Source organism: Methylobacterium sp. TK31 (assembly GCF_055361545.1).
The window spans coordinates 4,375,287-4,393,120 of sequence record NZ_CM143964.1 but is presented as its reverse complement, the minus strand read 5'-3'; the positions used below and the strand labels follow the sequence as shown (position 1 = coordinate 4,393,120).

The 17,834-nt window shown below is 69.5% G+C and carries 17 protein-coding genes; 9 read left to right on the top strand and 8 right to left on the bottom strand.

Annotated elements, in window-relative coordinates; genetic code table 11:
• The first annotated feature begins 70 nt into the window (after positions 1-70).
• From ACXJY8_RS20410 to ACXJY8_RS20390, 5 genes are all read left to right on the top strand, one after another.
• Positions 71-244: a hypothetical protein gene (locus ACXJY8_RS20410; RefSeq protein ID WP_463772900.1), complete on the top strand. Its 174-nt coding sequence runs from the start codon at positions 71-73 to the stop codon at positions 242-244.
• A gap of 255 nt (positions 245-499) precedes the next feature.
• A complete protein-coding gene (gene cysK, locus ACXJY8_RS20405) occupies positions 500-1,477 on the top strand; it encodes a cysteine synthase A (protein ID WP_463772898.1) in 978 nt (325 codons plus the stop codon).
• Between the two features lie 140 nt (positions 1,478-1,617).
• Positions 1,618-1,878 (top strand): hypothetical protein, encoded by a 261-nt coding sequence (locus ACXJY8_RS20400; RefSeq protein ID WP_463772895.1) that lies wholly within the window; start codon positions 1,618-1,620, stop codon positions 1,876-1,878.
• Between the two features lie 2 nt (positions 1,879-1,880).
• Positions 1,881-2,144: a hypothetical protein gene (locus tag ACXJY8_RS20395; protein ID WP_463772892.1), complete on the top strand. Its 264-nt coding sequence runs from the start codon at positions 1,881-1,883 to the stop codon at positions 2,142-2,144.
• A gap of 4 nt (positions 2,145-2,148) precedes the next feature.
• Positions 2,149-2,325: a hypothetical protein gene (locus ACXJY8_RS20390; protein ID WP_463772890.1), complete on the top strand. Its 177-nt coding sequence runs from the start codon at positions 2,149-2,151 to the stop codon at positions 2,323-2,325.
• Between the two features lie 130 nt (positions 2,326-2,455).
• On the opposite strand, the gene ACXJY8_RS20385 is transcribed toward ACXJY8_RS20390, so the two are convergent.
• Positions 2,456-3,655, bottom strand: coding sequence for a glycoside hydrolase family 5 protein (locus ACXJY8_RS20385; RefSeq protein ID WP_463772887.1), 1,200 nt, complete (start codon positions 3,653-3,655; stop codon positions 2,456-2,458).
• Positions 3,656-4,578: 923 nt separating this feature from the next.
• Between ACXJY8_RS20385 and ACXJY8_RS20380 the strand changes: the two genes are divergently transcribed.
• A complete protein-coding gene (locus tag ACXJY8_RS20380; RefSeq protein WP_463772885.1) occupies positions 4,579-5,691 on the top strand; it encodes a glycosyltransferase family 4 protein in 1,113 nt (370 codons plus the stop codon).
• A gap of 183 nt (positions 5,692-5,874) precedes the next feature.
• On the opposite strand, the gene ACXJY8_RS20375 is transcribed toward ACXJY8_RS20380, so the two are convergent.
• The 3 genes from ACXJY8_RS20375 to ACXJY8_RS20365 all read right to left on the bottom strand — a co-directional run bounded on the left by ACXJY8_RS20375 (position 5,875) and on the right by ACXJY8_RS20365 (position 9,427).
• A complete protein-coding gene (locus ACXJY8_RS20375) occupies positions 5,875-8,283 on the bottom strand; it encodes a right-handed parallel beta-helix repeat-containing protein (protein WP_463772881.1) in 2,409 nt (802 codons plus the stop codon).
• Between the two features lie 463 nt (positions 8,284-8,746).
• On the bottom strand, positions 8,747-9,052 hold the full coding sequence (locus ACXJY8_RS20370; RefSeq protein ID WP_463772878.1) for a hypothetical protein: 306 nt from the start codon (positions 9,050-9,052) through the stop codon (positions 8,747-8,749).
• A gap of 54 nt (positions 9,053-9,106) precedes the next feature.
• Positions 9,107-9,427, bottom strand: a complete 321-nt coding sequence (locus ACXJY8_RS20365; RefSeq protein ID WP_463772875.1) for an ATPase inhibitor subunit zeta — start codon at positions 9,425-9,427, stop codon at positions 9,107-9,109.
• Between the two features lie 303 nt (positions 9,428-9,730).
• Here ACXJY8_RS20365 and ACXJY8_RS20360 point away from each other — a divergent pair, with 303 nt between their 5' ends.
• A complete protein-coding gene (locus tag ACXJY8_RS20360) occupies positions 9,731-11,176 on the top strand; it encodes a phospholipase D-like domain-containing protein (RefSeq protein ID WP_463772873.1) in 1,446 nt (481 codons plus the stop codon).
• Here ACXJY8_RS20360 and ACXJY8_RS20355 read toward each other — a convergent pair.
• The 3 genes from ACXJY8_RS20355 to ACXJY8_RS20345 all read right to left on the bottom strand — a co-directional run bounded on the left by ACXJY8_RS20355 (position 11,067) and on the right by ACXJY8_RS20345 (position 13,550).
• Positions 11,067-11,894 (bottom strand): endonuclease/exonuclease/phosphatase family protein, encoded by an 828-nt coding sequence (locus ACXJY8_RS20355; protein WP_463772869.1) that lies wholly within the window; start codon positions 11,892-11,894, stop codon positions 11,067-11,069. The two genes, ACXJY8_RS20360 and ACXJY8_RS20355, sit on opposite strands and share 110 nt — an antisense overlap.
• Before the next feature lie 90 nt (positions 11,895-11,984).
• Positions 11,985-12,911, bottom strand: coding sequence for a histone deacetylase family protein (locus ACXJY8_RS20350; RefSeq protein WP_463772867.1), 927 nt, complete (start codon positions 12,909-12,911; stop codon positions 11,985-11,987).
• Positions 12,912-13,001: 90 nt separating this feature from the next.
• A complete protein-coding gene (locus tag ACXJY8_RS20345) occupies positions 13,002-13,550 on the bottom strand; it encodes a cupin domain-containing protein (RefSeq protein WP_463772863.1) in 549 nt (182 codons plus the stop codon).
• Positions 13,551-13,741: 191 nt separating this feature from the next.
• Between ACXJY8_RS20345 and aptA the strand changes: the two genes are divergently transcribed.
• Together aptA and ACXJY8_RS20335 are read left to right on the top strand one after the other, a co-directional pair.
• Positions 13,742-15,079: an omega-aminotransferase AptA gene (gene aptA / locus ACXJY8_RS20340; RefSeq protein ID WP_463772860.1), complete on the top strand. Its 1,338-nt coding sequence runs from the start codon at positions 13,742-13,744 to the stop codon at positions 15,077-15,079.
• Between the two features lie 33 nt (positions 15,080-15,112).
• On the top strand, positions 15,113-16,612 hold the full coding sequence (locus tag ACXJY8_RS20335; RefSeq protein WP_463772857.1) for a CoA-acylating methylmalonate-semialdehyde dehydrogenase: 1,500 nt from the start codon (positions 15,113-15,115) through the stop codon (positions 16,610-16,612).
• 29 nt (positions 16,613-16,641) lie between these two features.
• Here ACXJY8_RS20335 and ACXJY8_RS20330 read toward each other — a convergent pair whose 3' ends face one another.
• On the bottom strand, positions 16,642-17,799 hold the full coding sequence (locus tag ACXJY8_RS20330) for a helix-turn-helix transcriptional regulator (RefSeq protein ID WP_463772855.1): 1,158 nt from the start codon (positions 17,797-17,799) through the stop codon (positions 16,642-16,644).
• Positions 17,800-17,834: the final 35 nt, after the last annotated feature.

The window sequence follows — 17,834 nt, the reverse complement described above, 5'->3', positions numbered from 1 at the left end:
ACCCGCCGTTCAAGCCGCTCCGTGCCTCCTGTCCCCGCCGCCGGCCGTTCCGGCGCACGGGGAGTACGCGATGGGCACCAGGGTGGAATGGACCACCGGCAGCAACGGCCTCCGGCCCGGCCTGCGCGAGGAGACCCGCTACGCCTGGCCCCAGGGGCTCCATGCGGGCGCCGCGATGATCGTCACCGCCAGCCCGGTCGTCGCCACCATGGTGATGCTCTGCGCCGCCCTGCTGACGCACTGATCCGGCGGCGCCGTCGGGGCGGCGCCCGAATCGAGAAACAAATTCTCTAGTTCGCGCGCTTCACAGTAGAAGACTACTCCGTCTCCGCGGCACGATTGCCGACAGAGAAGATTTGTCTTTGATACGCGGGCTTTGTCGATTGCCTCGACAGAAACGACACGATATCTCCCGGCCCTGAGTTCGTTCCAGGCGAGGTCCGGCGCGCCGTTGCGCCGGCCGCCGAGACGCAAGCCTCACGCTGTTCAGGAGAGATCTATGGCCGAGTCCCAGAGCCCCGCCTCGACCCGCACGCCGGGCCACGGCCACATCTTCGGCTCGATCACCGAGACCATCGGCAACACCCCGCTGGTGCGGCTGAACCGCATCACCAAGGAGCACGGGGTCGACGCCGAGATTCTCCTGAAGCTCGAGTTCTTCAACCCGATCGCGAGCGTGAAGGACCGCATCGGCGTCAACATGATCGACGCCCTCGAGGCCTCCGGTAAGCTGAAGCCGGGCGGCACGCTGGTGGAGCCCACCTCCGGCAACACCGGCATCGCCCTCGCCTTCGTAGCGGCCGCGCGCGGCTACCGCCTTATCCTGGTGATGCCCGAGACCATGTCCCTGGAGCGCCGCAAGATGCTGGCCTTCCTCGGCGCCGAGCTCGCGCTCACCCCCGGCCCGCAGGGCATGAAGGGTGCCATCGCCAAGGCCGAGGAACTCCTCAACGAGATCCCGGGCGCGATCATGCCCCAGCAGTTCTCGAACCCGGCCAACCCCGAGATCCACCGCAAGACCACGGCCGAGGAGATCTGGAACGACACCCAGGGCCACCTCGACGCCTTCGTGGCCGGCGTCGGCACCGGCGGCACCATCACGGGCGTCGGCTCGGTGCTGAAGCCCCGCCTGCCCGGCCTGAAGATCGTCGCGGTCGAGCCCACCGACTCGCCGGTGATCTCCGGCGGCCAACCGGGCCCGCACAAGATCCAGGGCATCGGCGCCGGCTTCATCCCGGACAACCTCGACAAGTCGATCATCGACGAGGTCATCACGGTCTCGAACCAGGAGGCCTTCGACACCTCCCGCCAGCTGTCGCGCCTCGAGGGCATCCCCGGCGGCATCTCCACCGGCGGCAACGTGGCCGCGGCCCTGAAGCTCGCCGCGCGTCCCGATTTCCGTGGCAAGCGGATCGTCACGGTCGCCTGCTCCTTCGCCGAGCGCTACATCTCCTCGGCGCTGTTCGACGGCCTCTGAGGCCGGCCGGCGGTCCGGGCGACGCAGCCCGGACCGGCCCCGCGAAGATCATCCGATCCGCCCGCGCCGGCCCCCGCCGGCGGGGGCGAAGCAACCTCGGACCGTGCGCCGGGTTGAGCCTCCGACACCAGGAGGACACCATGACCGACGAGCCGCGCGCGCAGAGCGTGCAGAAGGGCCTCGACGCCGACCGCGCCCCCGAAGGCCTGACGCAGGACAACGCGCCTCAGGACGGCGCCGCCCGTGCCGGGTCGACGCCCCCGGGCGGCGAGCCGGAGAGCGGGACGCCCGCGACCCTGGAGGCCATCGGCGCCGCCGCGCGGAAGGCCGAGAGCTCGGGCGCCGCCCACGAGGCTATCGAGCGCGCCACCGCCCCGAACGGCAAGGATGCGGGAGAGTAGCCATGCCGAACGAGCACATCCCCATCGTTGGAACGCGCAAGCCGGACGACGACGTCGGCAAGCCCGGCGAAGCCGCCGCCGCGGGCGGTGGCCAGTCGGCCGACCAGGCCGCGATCACCCGGCAGGATTCCGGCGGCCGGAGCGACACCGACCGCAACGCCGCCTGGGACGGCACGCCGAAGGGACGCAACCCGGCCCCGGCCGGCGGCTCGTCCGACGGTCAGTCCGACCGTCCCCGGTCGCCCGCCACCGGCTCCGAGGAGTGACGCGATGACAGGCCCCGACGACACCGACCCGCAGAACGACAAGGACCCGCCGAAGGGCAAGCCGGCCAATACCGCGCCGGACGCGGTGATGGATCCCAACGAGAAGACCGAGGGCAAGCCCGGCCAGGGTCCCAAGGGCGGCGGCCAGCCGGACGGCGAGACGGATCCGGGCGGCGGTTAGGCAGTCTTTATGGGAAGCCCCGTGCGGCGGCCCGGAAACGGCCGCCGGCGCCTGCCTCCGTCGACCCGCGGTGGGCGCCGGCTCGCATCCGGGACGGATGGGCGGGGCTCCGGTCCCCGCCGGTCCGGAATCAGGATTTCTGCATCCCGAGACTTCCCATGACGTCCTGTTCGAGGGGCGCCTCGTAGGCCCAGTAGGCCCAGGGGAAGCCCCTTGCCTCGGCGGCCTTACGGACCGCGGCGAGCCAGGCCAGACGATCCGCCGTGACGGCGTCGTTCCCCGAGATCCGCCAGAGCCCGCCGAACTCGCCCAGGATGATGCGTCCGCTGGGGATGCCGTGGGTCCGGCCCCAGGCCGCGACGGCATCGAACCGGCGGTCGAAGACGTCGAGACCCGTCGGTGCCAGGAAATAGTCGCGGACCAGCTTGCGGCTCTGAGCGATCAGGGCGTCCTTGTTGGCAGCCGGCACGCTCGCATCGGCGTTGATGCGCCCAATCGCGCCCTCGATCAGCTGATCCGCCTGCTTGGGTTGCGACGGCCAGTTCATGTTCTTGATGTACTTGGCACCCTCGTTCGGCATGCCCTGATGGGTGAAGGTGTGCGGGTCGTAGAAGTGGAACGTGTAGAAGACGTTGCTCGACTTGAAGGGCGCCGGGTCGAGGCGCAGCAGGGCATCGATCGAGCTCCACTGCGCGCCCGTGAGTACCAGGGGAAGCTGCGGTGCCGCAGCGCGCGCCACGGCATGGAGCCGCTCCATCATCGGCTGCCAGCGCGGGAGCTCGGCCGTCTTCACGATCCGCGGCTCGTTGATGAGCTCGAAGGCCACCCGGTCGGGCGGGAGGCTGGCGAGGCTTCCGGCGACCCGGCCCACCATCTCCACGTAGCCGGTGAACAGATCGGCGTTCTCGGGGGCGATCAGACGGTCGGGCGCATAGAACGGATTGACCGCCACGGGATGCAGATCGACCACCACCGAGAAGCCCGCGGCGAGGATCTGGCGGACCGTCCGCTGGAGAATCGCCATCAGCTCGGGCTGCCGTTCGGCAGGACTCGCCATCACGATGCTCGGATCGACCGTGAGCCGGATGAAATCGAACCCCGTACGCTTGAGTTCGGCGAGGGCCTCGTCGCTGATGTGGTAGCGCGGTGTCGCGAATGGCGGCCAGACGTAGGTGGTCTGGTTGTCGCGCCGCTCGACCAGGGGCCAGTTCAGGACCCCGTGAATGTTCATGCCGCGGCGCAGCACGGGCGCGGCATCCTGGGCCGAAGCGGCCCGGGGCGCGAGTGCGGGGAGCCCGACCAGGAGCGCGGTCAGGGCGCGGCGGCTCAATCCCGGTCGGGCGAGCCTCGGGAACGGATCTGTCGGGCGAGAACTCACGGCGAGGGATCTCCTGTTGGCAGTCGCGGACTCAAGGGTGAAGTCGCGGACCTGGATTCAAGCAGACGCTCGGGATGCCCCGTCTCCGAGCCGGCCCCCGGCTTGGGCCGTCGCCGGACCGCATCCGGCGCCGACGCGACCGATGCTCCCCGGCCCCCGAGGGGCCTCACGCGGTTCGCCCGGGCCCGACGCCGGACCGGAGCCGGATGTCCGGATCGACCAAGCAATCCGGACCGGCGCGAGCGATGCGGATGCGCAGGGTCGTGCCCATGATCTCCATGACCCGCCAAAGACGATGTCACGGCGTGAAACTGTCCCTGCCCATGCCTATCGACGACGGAATCACTTCGATCGACAACAAATCCTGCCACGAACACCCGGCTCTGAGTTTCTATGCTGTTAAACGACAAGTGAGACCGTTCTCACGACGTTTGTCGTGAAGGTCTTTGCCGACGCCGTCACGGGTCTGCATCCGCCGGGCGAGTGTATTTCAGTAGCGGCGTGCACTGCAAACGGATATGAGCCAATCTCCCATGAACGTCGCCCGGGCGAGCGGACAAGAATGCCAGGATTCCATGCCTCGCACGGACATGTCCGTCGGTGCGCCGGCCCTCGACATGGCTCCTGCACCGGCCGGCCGCGCAGGCATCGGCCAGAGTCTCCGACCGCCGAACACGAGCCCCGGCCCCACTGGGGACGCCGGCTGAGACTCTTTCCCGCCCGCAGCGTGCAGGGCACCACCCGCCGGTCACGCCGGCGCGGTTCCCGCGACGGACGCCTCGCACCGTCGAAGGCCCCGGCCCACGCCCGGCTCGGCGGAGCTTGCCCGACGCCCGACCCGACCTTCCTCCGCCCGTGCAGGAGACGCTGACACCGTGCCCGAACGCCAGACCCGACGCCGTCGCATCGCGATCTTCGCCCCGCACTACGCCGAATACACGATGCGACTGGCGATCGCCCTCGCGGCGAAGGCCGATGTCCTGCTCGTGGCGGAAGTGGCGAACGTGCGCAACGAGTGCCGGGCCGAGCTGGTCTCGAAGGCGCGCCGCGCGCTGACCCTGATCACCTACGATGCGCACAGCCGGATCGGACGGGTCCTGGCCACGGCCCGCATCCCCGCGGCGGTCGTCGCCTTCCGGCCGGACGTGCTGCACGTCCAGGAACAGCCGGACAAGCTGACGGCGCGAATCGTCGGCCTGCTGCGCAGGCTGGTGCCGATCCTGATGACGGTTCACGACCCGCGCCCGCATAGCGGCCGCGACGCCGCCTATGCGCGGCGCCAGGACGCCTACCGGCAGAGGCTGCGCTCGGCCGCGGCCGCCTTCCATATCCACGGCGACCATTGCCGCCGGGAACTGATCCACGCGGTCGGAGCGCAGCGAACCATCGTCAACACGCTGCACGGCGTCATCCTCTGCCCCGAACCGCAGGAGCGCCGGACGCCGGAGAGCGGGCGCATGCTCTTCTTCGGACGCATGGAAGCCTACAAGGGGCTCGAGACCCTGCTCGATGCGGCCGATGCCCTGCAGGCGCGCGGAACGCGCTGCCGCATCGTCGTGGCCGGGCGCGGCCCGGAACTCGACCGCCTGCGCGTGCGCCTGCTGGCGCATCCCTGCATCGAGGTCCTGGAGAAGTTCCTGACCCCGGCCGAGGCCACGGAGCAGTTCCAGCGCGCGGAGATCGTGGCGGCGCCCTACCAGGACGCGACGCAGAGCGGCGTCATCGCGGCGGCGATCGGCAACGGGCGGGCGATCGTGGCGAGCGCGGTGGGCGGTCTCGTCGATGCGGTCTCCGACGGCGTCAGCGGCATCCTGGTGGAGCCGGGGCGGCCGGACGTCCTGGCGGATGTCCTCGCCGACCTCGTGGAAAACCGCGGCCGCCTGCAGGAGCTCATGGCCGGCAGCGAGGCCGAGGCATCGGGACGTTTCGCCTGGGAGACCATCACCGACGATCTGCTGGCGGCCTACGGCGACCTGTCCCGCCGCTGAGGAGGTCTCTGCGCTCCACGAGCGGCAGCGCCGAACACCGGCCACCGGGATGGCAGGGGTCGGCGCCGGGTGGTCCGATCCGAGCGCCTGCTCGGTGATCCCTGGATCACCGAGCAGGCTCTCTCTTGTGGCGGGGCCGCAGTGTCTGTGCGCGAGCCGGCATCCACCGCGCTTGAAAATGCCCTAGGCGTGCAGCAGGCCGTGGTCCTTGAAGGCGAAGTCGTCGACGGTCAGAGATCCCGGCAGGATGTTCTTCAGAAGGATCGTGTCCGTCGGGCTCAGGCTGATGAGCGTGTCGTTTCCGGAAGCGCTCATGTGGCTCTTCAGGCTCGCGAAGTCGGCGATCTCGGACTTGTCGAGCCACAGGGTATCGTGACCGCGGGCCGAGCCTGCGTGGAAACCCTCGATGACATCCTTTCCGAAACCCGCGGCGAAGACGAAGGTGTTGCTGCCGAAGCTCTTGAAGGTGTCGGTGACTCCCGCGGTGGAAACCAGCGTCTGATCGGCCTGATAGGCCGTCTGGGTGTGGGAGCCGTTCAGGTTCGTCTGGTCCACGAATTCCAGCTTGCCGTTCGCCCCGTAGCTGTCGTGTTCGGCAACGTACGACTTTCCCGAGATGCCCGACAGGAACACGTCCTTGCTGTTGTCGGCGTGGATCTGGGTCTCGGACGTGAGCGTGCCCTTGGCGTCGAACAACTTCGTGATCGTATCGACCCCGACGATCTTCTGCATGATCAGGCTGCCATCGGCCCGGAACTGCTCCTGCAGGACGACCTTGCCGGCGCTGTCGGTGCTGGTATGGGCGGAAACGTAGTCCCGGCCCGTGATGCCGGCGAGATAGACGTCGGTGGACTTGTCGGCGTGCTGGATCGTCTTGTTGGTGAGAACACCGGCCGCGTCGTAGATGTCGGTGGTGGTGTCGATCCCGACGACCTTCTTCATCACCAGGCTGCCATTGGCCCGGAACTGCTCCTGTAGCAGGACCTTGCCGGTGCTGTCGTAGCTGGTGTGGGCCGAGGTGTAGTCCCGACCCGTGATGCCGCCGAGATAGATTTCAGAGGACTTGTCGGCGTGCAGGATCGTCTTGTTGGTAAGCGTCCCGGTCGCGTCGTAGGTGGCGGTGATCCGGTTCCCGTCGACCACGGACACTTCCGTTCTCGCCAATTTCCCAGGGGCCGGGGTCGCGGCCGGTGTGGAGGGAGCGGGCTGAGAAGGGGCAGGACTGGACTGGACCGGGGTGGACGGAGCCGGGGTGGACTGGACGGGGGTGGACGGGGCCGGGGCGGACTGGACCGGAGCGGACTGGACGGGGGTGGACGAGGCCGGGGCGGACTGGACGGGGGTGGACGGGGCCGGGGCGGACTGGACCGGGGTGGAGGGAGCCGGGGCGTTCACCACGGGCGGGAGGGAAACGGCGGGCGTCAGGCCGACCTGGGTCGCGGCCACGAGGGTCGCTCCGGCTCCGCCCGACTGCGCCGCGACGGCCTGGACGATGGAAGAGCCGCTGCCGAGCGTCAGCGTCGCGAATTTCTCTCCCGCGTTCAGTGCCATGCCCCAGTCGTTGTAGAGGTGCGTGGCATTCGAATTTTTGTAGAAGACGTTGTCGGTATGGTAATTGCCGTTCTGCTTGAAGAAGGAGTCACCGGCATTCAGGTAGAAGGCGTTGTCATGCAGCGACAGCTGACCGGGCTTGTAGTTCGCATCCAGGAAGACGCTCGCCGACTGCTTCAGGCTGTTGTTCTGCTCGACGACCGTGTTGTGGCTCACATCGACGTTCTTGAACGTGCTGGCGAAGTTTCCGCCGCCGTTGTGCAGCACGAGGAAGCTGCCGTTGTTCAGGCTGACGTTATTCGAGATCGCAATGTTGGTCAGGCTGCTCTTGAACCCGCCGGCCTCGACGAAGCCGTCGCTGTTCTCGACCCAGTTGTCGTGGATCTTGATGTTGTCCATCGAGCCGAACAGCTCGATGCCGCCGCCATCGGTGCCGTAGTCGAAGCTCGATGCCTTGGCGTTGACGATCTTGGTATACGAGACCTCGTTGTTGCTGTTGGCGATCATCACCCCGGCGGCGCCGTAATCGTCGTCGTAGACGTTGGCCGTGTTCTTGATCATCTTCAGGTCGTGGAAGTAGCTGCGCGTGACGAGGTTGTCGGTGCCGCTGAGCATCACGCCTTCGCCGACCTTGCTCGCCTCGACGTTCTGGATCGTGATGTGGCTGGCGGACTTGCTGACGTTGACCCCGGCCTGTCCGGCGCCGGTGATGTTCAGCCCGTCGATGACGACATACTTGGCGTTGCCGACATAGATGCCGTCGGAATAGCCCGTGGCGGTGTTGGCGATGGTCGGGGCGGGGCCGCTGCCGTAGCTGGTGAAGGTGATGGGGGCCTTCTCGGTGCCCGATGCGCTGATGGTGAGCGCGCCCGTGCCGGCGGCCGAGGTGGTGTAGGCGGTGCCGGCCTTGAAGGCGACGGTGTCACCGGCCTGGAGCTTGAGCTTGTTGACCGCGTCGAGGCTGGTCAGGGGCGCGTCGGCCGAGAGGCCGCTCTTGTTCGAGCCGCCCGTGAAAGAAGAGTCGACGTAGTAAATCGTCATCGCGGTTTTCGCTCTGGATCAGAAGAAGCCTGGATGACTTTGATGTACCCTGCGTGAATTGCGCTCCGGTCATGAAAGTAACTAAACTTCGACAAGTTAATTCAGAGTGCGTTAACTGTAGTCTTTACTGCATGCTATCGAGCGCCTTTCGGGCCATTTCTTGCCGGAAAATGGTGGCTGCCTTGCACATCCATGGGTTGTGAAGACGCTCCGGTCGCGAGCAGCGCAGCCGCCAAGCCATTGATGTCGAAGGACTCTCTGCGCGCCGGTCTTCGGTGACCCGAACCGGGATCGCGTGGCGATGCTCGGGTTCGCCGCACGACGCGAAACGCGCCCGTGATCGAATCACGGGCGCGTTTCTGTGGATATTTCGATTTTCGGGTTGCTGGCCTGTCGAGGACAGGCGCTCGCGCCGGTTCGCGGCGCGATTACGGAGCCATGACCGGGTTCGATCCGGCCCGGATCACTGGTTTCCGATCGAGGGACCGCCGGCAGCGCCCCCGGTGCCGGGCGGGCCACTCGTGGGGGTGCCGCCGATGTTCAGGCCGGGCGTGCTGCCCGGAACGGAGGCCGGGCTCGGATTGCCCGGAATGGCGGGCGAGGGCCGGGAAATCGGGCCGCCGGCCTCCGGAAGCTCGCCGGGCCCGCGCGTGGGCGGCGCCACGCCGGTATTGCCCGCGCCACCCGTGGGCGCCAGTGGCTCGGCCAGAGCGGGACCGCAGAGACAGAGTCCGAGGGCTGCCGTGCGTACCAGGGTCCAGGGGGTCATCGGTGCATCCGTTCCGTCGCGCTTCGTGACGCAACCGCCGAGACCCGCGGAAGTTCACGGCGCCGGCGGATGCGCACCGTAGCCCGACGGCTTCCTCAGGTGATGCGTCAGGGTGGCGGCATCGGCAGTCACGCCATTGGCTTCGAGGTCGCCGCGCACCCGCTCCACGAGGTCCTGTTGCGGAACGCCCTGGACGACCGAGGCCAGGAGTTCGTCCGCATAGGCGGCGGCGCTGCGCGGGTCGACTCCGAGCACGTCGGCGGCGTAGGCGGCCAGCGACCGGACGCCCTGGCACTGCGCCAGGAACCGCGCTTCCTCGGCGCGAACGAACAGCATCTCGGCCGCGCGTTCCCGCTCCTCGAAAAACCGGGACATGCCCGTCTCCTTCCCATCAATATTGGCCAAGCTTTGTTCGCCGGCTTCTCAGCACAGATTTAATGCCGGCACGGCTGGCCTGCCTTTACAAAGATCAAGATCCGGTCCGCGCGCGGCGAAGACGGCCGCACTCACGGAAGAATCATCGCGTCGACGCTTGGCGCGCGGGAGCCTCGTGGCCCATCTTCCGCGGCGGCACCCCGGACGGCCGCACCAGGACGGAGACGGGAATTCGGCCGCCCGCACGTGGTGCTCCGGCCGAGCTTGGCGTATGGCCCGGGGACTCGCGGAACGGGAGCGGCGTTGGAACAGGCATTGCTCTCATGGATCGGCGCCCTGACGTCGATCCGGACCGAGGTCTTCTGGATCCTGGGCGCCACCCTCTCGGGCCTCGTCAGCATCCACGTGCTGCTGCGCAAGCGCGAGGTCGGCGCGGCCATCGGCTGGATCGGCCTGGTCTGGCTGGCACCCCTGTTCGGCAGCGCGCTCTACGCCCTGTTCGGCGTCAACCGGGTCACCCGGCGGGCGCAGAAGCTCGGCATCAAGCCGTCCCAGGCGACTCCACCGCGCGGCGACGGCGGGACGCCTGCCCCCGTCCTGCCGGAGCGTTTCCAACCCCTCGACCAGGCGGTGCGGCGCATCACCTCGCTTCCCCTCGAGGCCGGCAACCGGATCGCGACGCTGCGCAACGGCGATGCGGTCTATCCCGCGATGCTGGAAGCCATCGGCGCGGCCCGGCACTCGATCGCCCTGTCGAGCTACATCTTCCGCAAGGACGAGATCGGCCGGGCCTTCCTCGACGCGCTGGAGGCGGCCCATCGCCGGGGCGTCGCCGTCCGGGTCCTCGTGGACGGCATCGGCAGCGGCTACTTCTTCGCCTCGGTCTATGGCGGCCTGCGCCGCCGCGGCGTGCCGGTCGGGCGCTTCATGCATTCCGTCCTGCCCTGGCGGATGCCGTTCCTGAACCTGCGCACCCACAAGAAGCTGCTCATCCTCGATGGGACGCTCGCCTTCACGGGCGGCATCAACATCGCCGACGAGAACCGGGTGGCGACCCGTCCGCCGGAGCCAGTGCGCGACGTCCATTTCCGGATCGAGGGGCCGGTCGTGACCCAGCTCACGGCCGCCTTCGCCAGCGACTGGGCCTTCGTGATGGACCAGGAGCTGGAAGGCCCGGCCTGGTTCCCACCGCTGCCCCCCCGCGGCGAGACCCAGGCCCGGGTCGTCTCCTCGGGCCCGGACGCGGACCTGCGCAAGATCGAGCTCGTGGTGCTCGAGGCGATCACCTGCGCCCGGATCAGCATCCGTCTGATGACGCCCTACTTTCTGCCGAGCGAGGTGCTGGTGAGCGCCCTCTCGCTGGCGGCCCTGCGCGGCCTGACGGTGGACGTCATCATCCCGATGGAGAGCGACCACGCGGTCGTCGACTGGGCGACCCGGGCCCACGTGGACCCGCTCCTGCGCAGCGACGTGCGGATCTGGCTCGACGACCCGCCCTTCGACCACGCCAAGCTCCTCGTCATCGACGATGCCTGGTGCTTCATCGGCAGCGCCAACTGGGACACCCGCAGCTTCCGCCTGAACTTCGAGTTGAACGTCGAGGTCTATGATTCCGGGCTCGCCCGGCACCTCGACGCCTTCATGCGGGAGAAGATGAACGTCCGGCTGACGCGCGAGGACCTGTCGCGGCGCGGTCTCCCCGTCCGGCTGCGCGACGCAGGCGTCCGATTACTCCTGCCATACCTTTGATGCGTTCCGGCTCCGCTCCCTCCTGGCGGGCGACCTCGTGCGTGGGGGCGAGGTGCACGATGATCGGACGGTGGTCCGAGGCACCCCGCGGCAGCACGCTGCGCCCGTGGCAGGTCAGCCCGCGCACGAGGCAGCGGTCGAGCCGCAGGGGCACCACCCGCGCCATGGCGTGGGTCGGCAGGCGCGGGCCGACGTCGCGGAAGCCCGGCAAGAGCGTCGGCCCTACGAGGTTGTAGTCGCCGATCACGGCGGCCCGGTCCGGCAGGCTCTGCTCGATGCAGCGCAGCTGGCGCCGGTTGAGCATCTGCCCGTGCGAGAGGTGCACGTTGGCGACGCCGAACTCGCCGAGATCGATCACCTGGCTCACCCGGTCGAACATCGCCCCCGCGGGCAGCTCGATCGCCTTCGGGGGCGTGGCGAACGGCGTCGGGCTCCAGACGGCGAGGCCGTGGATGCGCCCCGGCATCTGCGCCCAGGCGTAATGGCCGCCGACCTTGGCCTGGAGGGCCTCGATGTCCTTGGTCGCCTCCTGCATCAGCACGAGGTCGGGCTGTTCGCGCTCGATGAGCACGGCGATGCCGGCGACATTCGCGCCGACCCGCCGCAGGAGGTTCCAGCTGACGATCTTGCGAAGGCCGGGCCGGTCCTGGCCCGGACGCCCGTGGGAATTCTGGAGGGCACGGGCGGTCAGGCGCGCGAGGCGGCGATCGTTCAGCATCGGCACATAGGTGGGTCAGGTGCGCCCAGCGGAAAGCCCGGGCCGGGACGCGGCCGGGGCTTTTGCGCCTCACGGCTTCGGGAGCGCCCCTCACGCCTCCATGAGCGCCGCGACATGCGCGGCCGTGGATTCGGCCAGACCCTTGAGGTCGTAGCCGCCCTCCAGCAGGGACACGATGCGGCCGTCGCAGGCCTGTTCCGCGACCTCCATCACCTGGCGCGTTGCCCAGGCGAAGTCCTCCGCCTCCAGCATCAGGTTGGCCAGGGGATCGCGCCAATGGGCATCGAAGCCCGCCGAGAGGATGATGAGGTCGGGCCGGAAATCCTTGAGCCGCGGCAGGATGCGCGACGTGAACGCCTCGCGGAAGCGCTCGCCGTCGGCGCCGGGTTTCAGGGGCGCGTTGACGATCGTGTCGTGGTCGCCGGATTCCGAGACGGCGCCGGTGCCGGGATAGAGCGGCATCTGGTGGGTGGAGCAGAACAGCACCGAGGGATCGGCCCAGAAGATGTCCTGGCTGCCGTTGCCGTGGTGCACGTCCCAGTCGACGATGGCGACGCGGTCGACCCCGTGCACCGTCCGGGCGTGGCGGGCGGCCACCGCGGCGTTGTTGAACAGGCAGAAACCCATCGCGCGGGTGCGCTCGGCATGGTGGCCCGGCGGCCGCATGGCCGAGAAGGCGTTCCGGGCCTGACCCGCCATGACCGCATCGACGCCCTGGACCGCGGCGCCGACGCCGCGCAGCACGCAGTCGATGGTGCCGGGCGACAGCACCGTGTCGGAATCGACGTGGACCAGGCCCTCCGCGGGCGCCGCCGCCACCATGGCCCGCACCCATTCCTCCGGATGGGCCAGCGCGACGGTCTCCAGCCTCGCCGGTTCCGGCGCCCGGCGGTCGAGGGCCGCGAAGGCCTCCGTGCCGAGGGCCTCCTTGACCGCCAGCATCCGCTCGGGCCGCTCGGGATGCCCGTGCGGCGTCCGGTGCCCGAGGGCGGCGTCGTGGCTGAAGAGGATGGTCATGCGGCACTCCCGAGCCTGCGTCTCAGCGTGGTATACCAGATGGGCCGCGGGAGGCCAGCGCCGCGATGCGCGGATGCGCCCGCGCGCGTCTCAGAAGGTCGGCGGGGTGCAGGCGCTCACCACCTCGCAGGCGACCGGACCGACGCAGCGGAAGCGGTGCGGGCGGCGGCTCTCGAAGGAATAGGCGTCGCCCGGCCCCAGGATGCGGCGCTCGGCATCCACCGTCACCTCCAGGCGGCCCGACAGGACGATGCCGCCCTCCTCGCCCTCGTGGACCAGGGGCACCCGCCCGGTATCGGCGCCGGGCTCGTAGCGCTCCTTCAGAAGTTGCAGGCCGCGCCCGAACAGGTTGTCGCCCACCTGCCGGTAGGAGATCGGCCCCTTGCCGATCTCGGTGAGTTCGTCGGCCCGGTAGAACGCCTTGCGCGGGCGCTCCGGCTCCACGGCGAAGAACTCGGACAGCCCGATGGGAATGCCGTCGAGGATGCGCTTGAGGGCGCCGACCGAGGGATTCACGCCGTTCGATTCGATGAGCGAGATCGTCGAGTTTGGCACGCCGGTGCGCTTGGCGAGCGCCCGCTGCGACAGGCCGTGCAGGGTGCGGATGGTGCGCAGGCGCGCGCCGAGATCGATGCTCATCGGTAAGCCTTGGAAACCCTCGGGGTCGCCCCTCGGGCGGACCGCCCTGTTAGGGATGTTCAGGATTCACCGACATTGCCCCTGCCGGCCCCGTCTTTTCAAGGACATCGCGCGGGAAAGAAAAGGACTTGTTCGTCCCGCGCAATCGGCGCCTCCTCCGGGTCCATAGACGTCCCCACGGGAGGATCGCCATGGATCACCACCACGCCGCCAATGCCCCCGGGCTCGACGCCTACTGGATGCCGTTCACGGCCAACCGGCAGTTCAAGGCGGCCCCCCGCCTGCTCGCCTCGGCCAAGGGCATGCACTACACCGCCAGCGACGGGCGCAGCGTCCTCGACGGCACCGCCGGCCTCTGGTGCGTGAATGCCGGACACGGGCGCCAGGGCATCGCCTCGGCGGTCGAGCGCCAGCTCACCACCCTCGACTTCGCGCCCTCGTTCCAGATGGGCCACCCGGCGGCGTTCGACTTCGCCGAGCGCCTCGCCGCCATCGCGCCGGGCGGCCCCGAGGCCGGGCTCGACCGGGTGTTCTTCACCGGCTCCGGCTCCGAATCCGTGGACACCGCCCTGAAGATCGCGCTCGCCTACCAGCGCGCCATCGGCCAGGGCACGCGCACCAAGCTGATCGGGCGCGAGCGCGGCTATCACGGCGTCGGCTTCGGCGGCATCTCGGTGGGCGGCCTCGTCAACAACCGCCGCGTCTTTCCGCTGCTGCCGGGCATCGACCACCTGCGCCACACCCACGATCCGGAGCGCAACGCCTTCTCGAAGGGCCTGCCCGCGCACGGGGCGGAGCTGGCCGACGATCTCGAGCGCCTCGTGGCGCTCCACGGGGCCGAGACCATCGCGGCCTGCATCGTCGAGCCGGTGGCCGGCTCCACCGGCGTGCTGCTGCCGCCGACGGGCTACCTGGAGCGCCTGCGCGCCATCTGCGACCGGCACGGCATCCTGCTGATCTTCGACGAGGTCATCACCGGGTTCGGCCGGCTCGGCACCCCCTTCGCCACCGATTATTTCGGCGTGGTCCCGGACCTCGTGACCACCGCCAAGGGCCTGACCAACGGCACGCTGCCCATGGGCGCGGTGTTCTGCAAGCGCACCGTCCACGACGCTCTGATGCACGGCCCCGAGGCGGTGATCGAGCTGTTCCACGGCTACACCTATTCTGGGCACCCGGTGGCCTGCGCGGCCGGCCTCGCCACCCTCGACATCTACGCGGCCGAGGGCCTTCTCACCCGCGGGGCGGAGCTCGCCGAGGACTGGGCCGGCGCCATGCACGACCTGCGCGGCGCGCAGCATGTCATCGACATCCGCACCATCGGCCTCGTCGCCGGCATCGAGCTGGCGCCGCGACCGGGGGCACCCGGCGCGCGGGCCTACGACGTCTTCGTCGACTGCTTTGAGCGCGGCCTGCTCGTCCGCGTCACCGGCGACATCGTCGCCCTGTCGCCGCCGCTCATCGTCGAGCGCGACCAGATCGACACCATGGCGTCGATCCTCGGCGACGCCATCGCCCGCGCGGCTTGAACTCTTCCGACTCTCCGTCCGTCAGGATTCCCGATGCCCACCGCGATTTCCCACTTCATCGGCGGCCGGACCGTTCCCGGCACGGCCACGCGCTCCGCCCCCGTCTTCAACCCGGCCACCGGCGAGGAGACCGGCCGGGTCGCCCTGGCCGATGCGGCGGACGTGGACGCGGCGGTGGCCGCCGCCAAGGCGGTCGCCCGCGACTGGGCCCTGACGCCGCCCCTGCGCCGCGCCCGCATCCTGAACGCCTTCCTGCGCATCGCCGAGGCGCGCACCGACGAGCTCGCCGCCCTGATCACCGCCGAGCACGGCAAGGTGCTGTCCGACGCCAAGGGCGAGATCCAACGCGGCCTGGAAGTGGTCGAGTTCGCCACCGGCATCCCGCAGCTCCTCAAGGGCGAGGTCACCGAGAATGTCGGCACCCGCGTCGACAGCCATTCCCTGCGCCAGCCGCTCGGCGTGGTGGCCGGCATCACGCCGTTCAACTTCCCCGTCATGGTGCCGATGTGGATGTTCCCGGTGGCCCTGGCCTGCGGCAACTGCTTCGTGCTGAAGCCCTCCGAGCGCGATCCCTCGCCCGCCCTGCTGGTGGCGGCCTGGCTCAAGGAGGCCGGCCTGCCCGACGGCGTGTTCAACGTGGTGAACGGCGACAAGGAGGCGGTCGACGCCCTCCTGCACCACCCCGACGTGGCCGCGGTCAGCTTCGTCGGATCGACCCCGATCGCGAAGTACATCTACGCCACCGCCACCGCCAACGGAAAGCGCGCCCAGTGCCTGGGCGGCGCCAAGAACCACATGATCGTCATGCCGGACGCCGACATGGACCAGGCCGTGGATGCGCTGATGGGCGCGGCCTACGGCTCGGCCGGCGAGCGCTGCATGGCGATCTCGGTGGCCGTGCCGGTGGGCGAGAAGACCGCCGACGCCCTGGTGGCCCGGCTGATCCCGAAGGTGCGGGCGCTGAAAGTCGGACCCGGCACCGATCCCGATTCGGAGATGGGCCCCCTCGTCACGAAGGTCCACCGCGACAAGGTCAGCGGCTACATCGATGCCGGCGTGGCCGAGGGCGCCGAGCTCCTGGTCGACGGGCGCGGCCTGAGCCTCCAGGGCTACGAGGGCGGCTACTTCCTCGGCGGCACCCTGTTCGACCGGGTCACTCCCGAGATGTCGATCTACCGGGAGGAGATCTTCGGCCCCGTCCTGGCGATCACCCGGGCGCCGGACTACGCGACCGCCGCCAGGCTCATCAACGAGCACGAGTTCGGTAACGGCACCGCGATCTTCACCCGCGACGGCGACGCCGCGCGCGAGTTCGCGCACGGGATCGAGGTCGGGATGGTGGGCATCAACGTGCCGATCCCGGTGCCGATGGCGTTCCACTCCTTCGGGGGCTGGAAGGCCTCGCTGTTCGGCGACCACCACATGCACGGCCCCGAGGGGGTGCGCTTCTACACCCGCCTGAAGACCATCACGACGCGCTGGCCCACCGGCATCCGCGCCGGCGCCGACTTCGTCATGCCGACGATGGAATAGCCGCTCCGGCCGGGGACGCCCTTCGGCCCTCAGGGCCGCGGCGTCCTCGAGCCCGGCTGCTGGCGCAGCATGAACAGCTTGCCCATCAGCGCGGCCATCTCGCTCTGACGGGCGACGCCGAGTTTCTCGAAGACCCGCCGCAGCACCGTGCGGGCGGTGTTCTGCGTGATGCCGAGGGTGGCCGCCGCATCGGCCGGCGCCGTCCCGGACCCGACGAGGGCGGCCAGGCGCGCCTCGCCCAGAGTCAGGTGAAACAGGTCGCGCACGACGGCCGGGTCGAACGGCCGGCTCCGGGCCTGGTCGGTCACCAGCACGATGACGCTCGCGGTCTGCAGGGCCGGGCCCTCGATCGGCGTCCGGAGCGGGACGATCTGAAGGATCAGGCTGCGGTCGCCGTCGGGCAGGATCAGGGCCGGGCCGACGCGCCCGTCGCCTGCGGTCCCGTCACCCCCTGCCCCGATCCCGACGCGGCCGAGCTGCTGGGCCAGGGCGCGCCGGGCCGCCCCGTCGCCGAGTTCGAGCCGCCCCGCCGCCAGGGAGAGGCCGCCGCCCAGGAGCTCCTGCGCCGTCTGGTTGGCGAACAGGACCTGTCGGTCGGCGTCGAGAACGAAGACGCCGCAATCGATCCGGTCCAGCGCCTGCGCGAATCCGAGGCGCTCGGCCTCGGCATCCATCAGCCGGATCGACAGGCTCAGGGCACGTTCCACGTGCCGGCTGAGGGCGAAGAGCTGCTCCTGCAGCGCGTCCGAATAGGCCGGCTTGTCCTTGTCCCGCAGGAGCGAGAGGATGACGCTCACCTCCGGGTGGGGCGAGACCGGCACCGCCATGCCCCAGAGGATACCGTGCGGCAGCAGGAACTGCTGATAGATCGGCAGGGTGGCGATCTCGTCGGCGCTGAAGAGCTGGTGGTCGGCCTGCACGTCGCGGTGGCCGTTGGCGATCGCGTGGAAGACCCGCTCGGCCCGGACGTCGAGGTGCTGCCAGTTCCGGTCGTATTCCTGGGCCATCGAGACGAGTTGCGGCGAGACGATCGCCCCGAACCGGTGATTCCGATGCTGGTACAGGAGCAGTGCGCCCCGAGAATCGAGCAGTTCAGCGATCGACCGAAGCGCCTCCGGCCATCGATCGGGCGCGGACGCGGCGGCGTAGATGGCTTCGATGACAAGGTCCCACGCCGCCAGATGCATCGGTCGTCCAGCAATCGAAATTTTTCCTGGGCGCG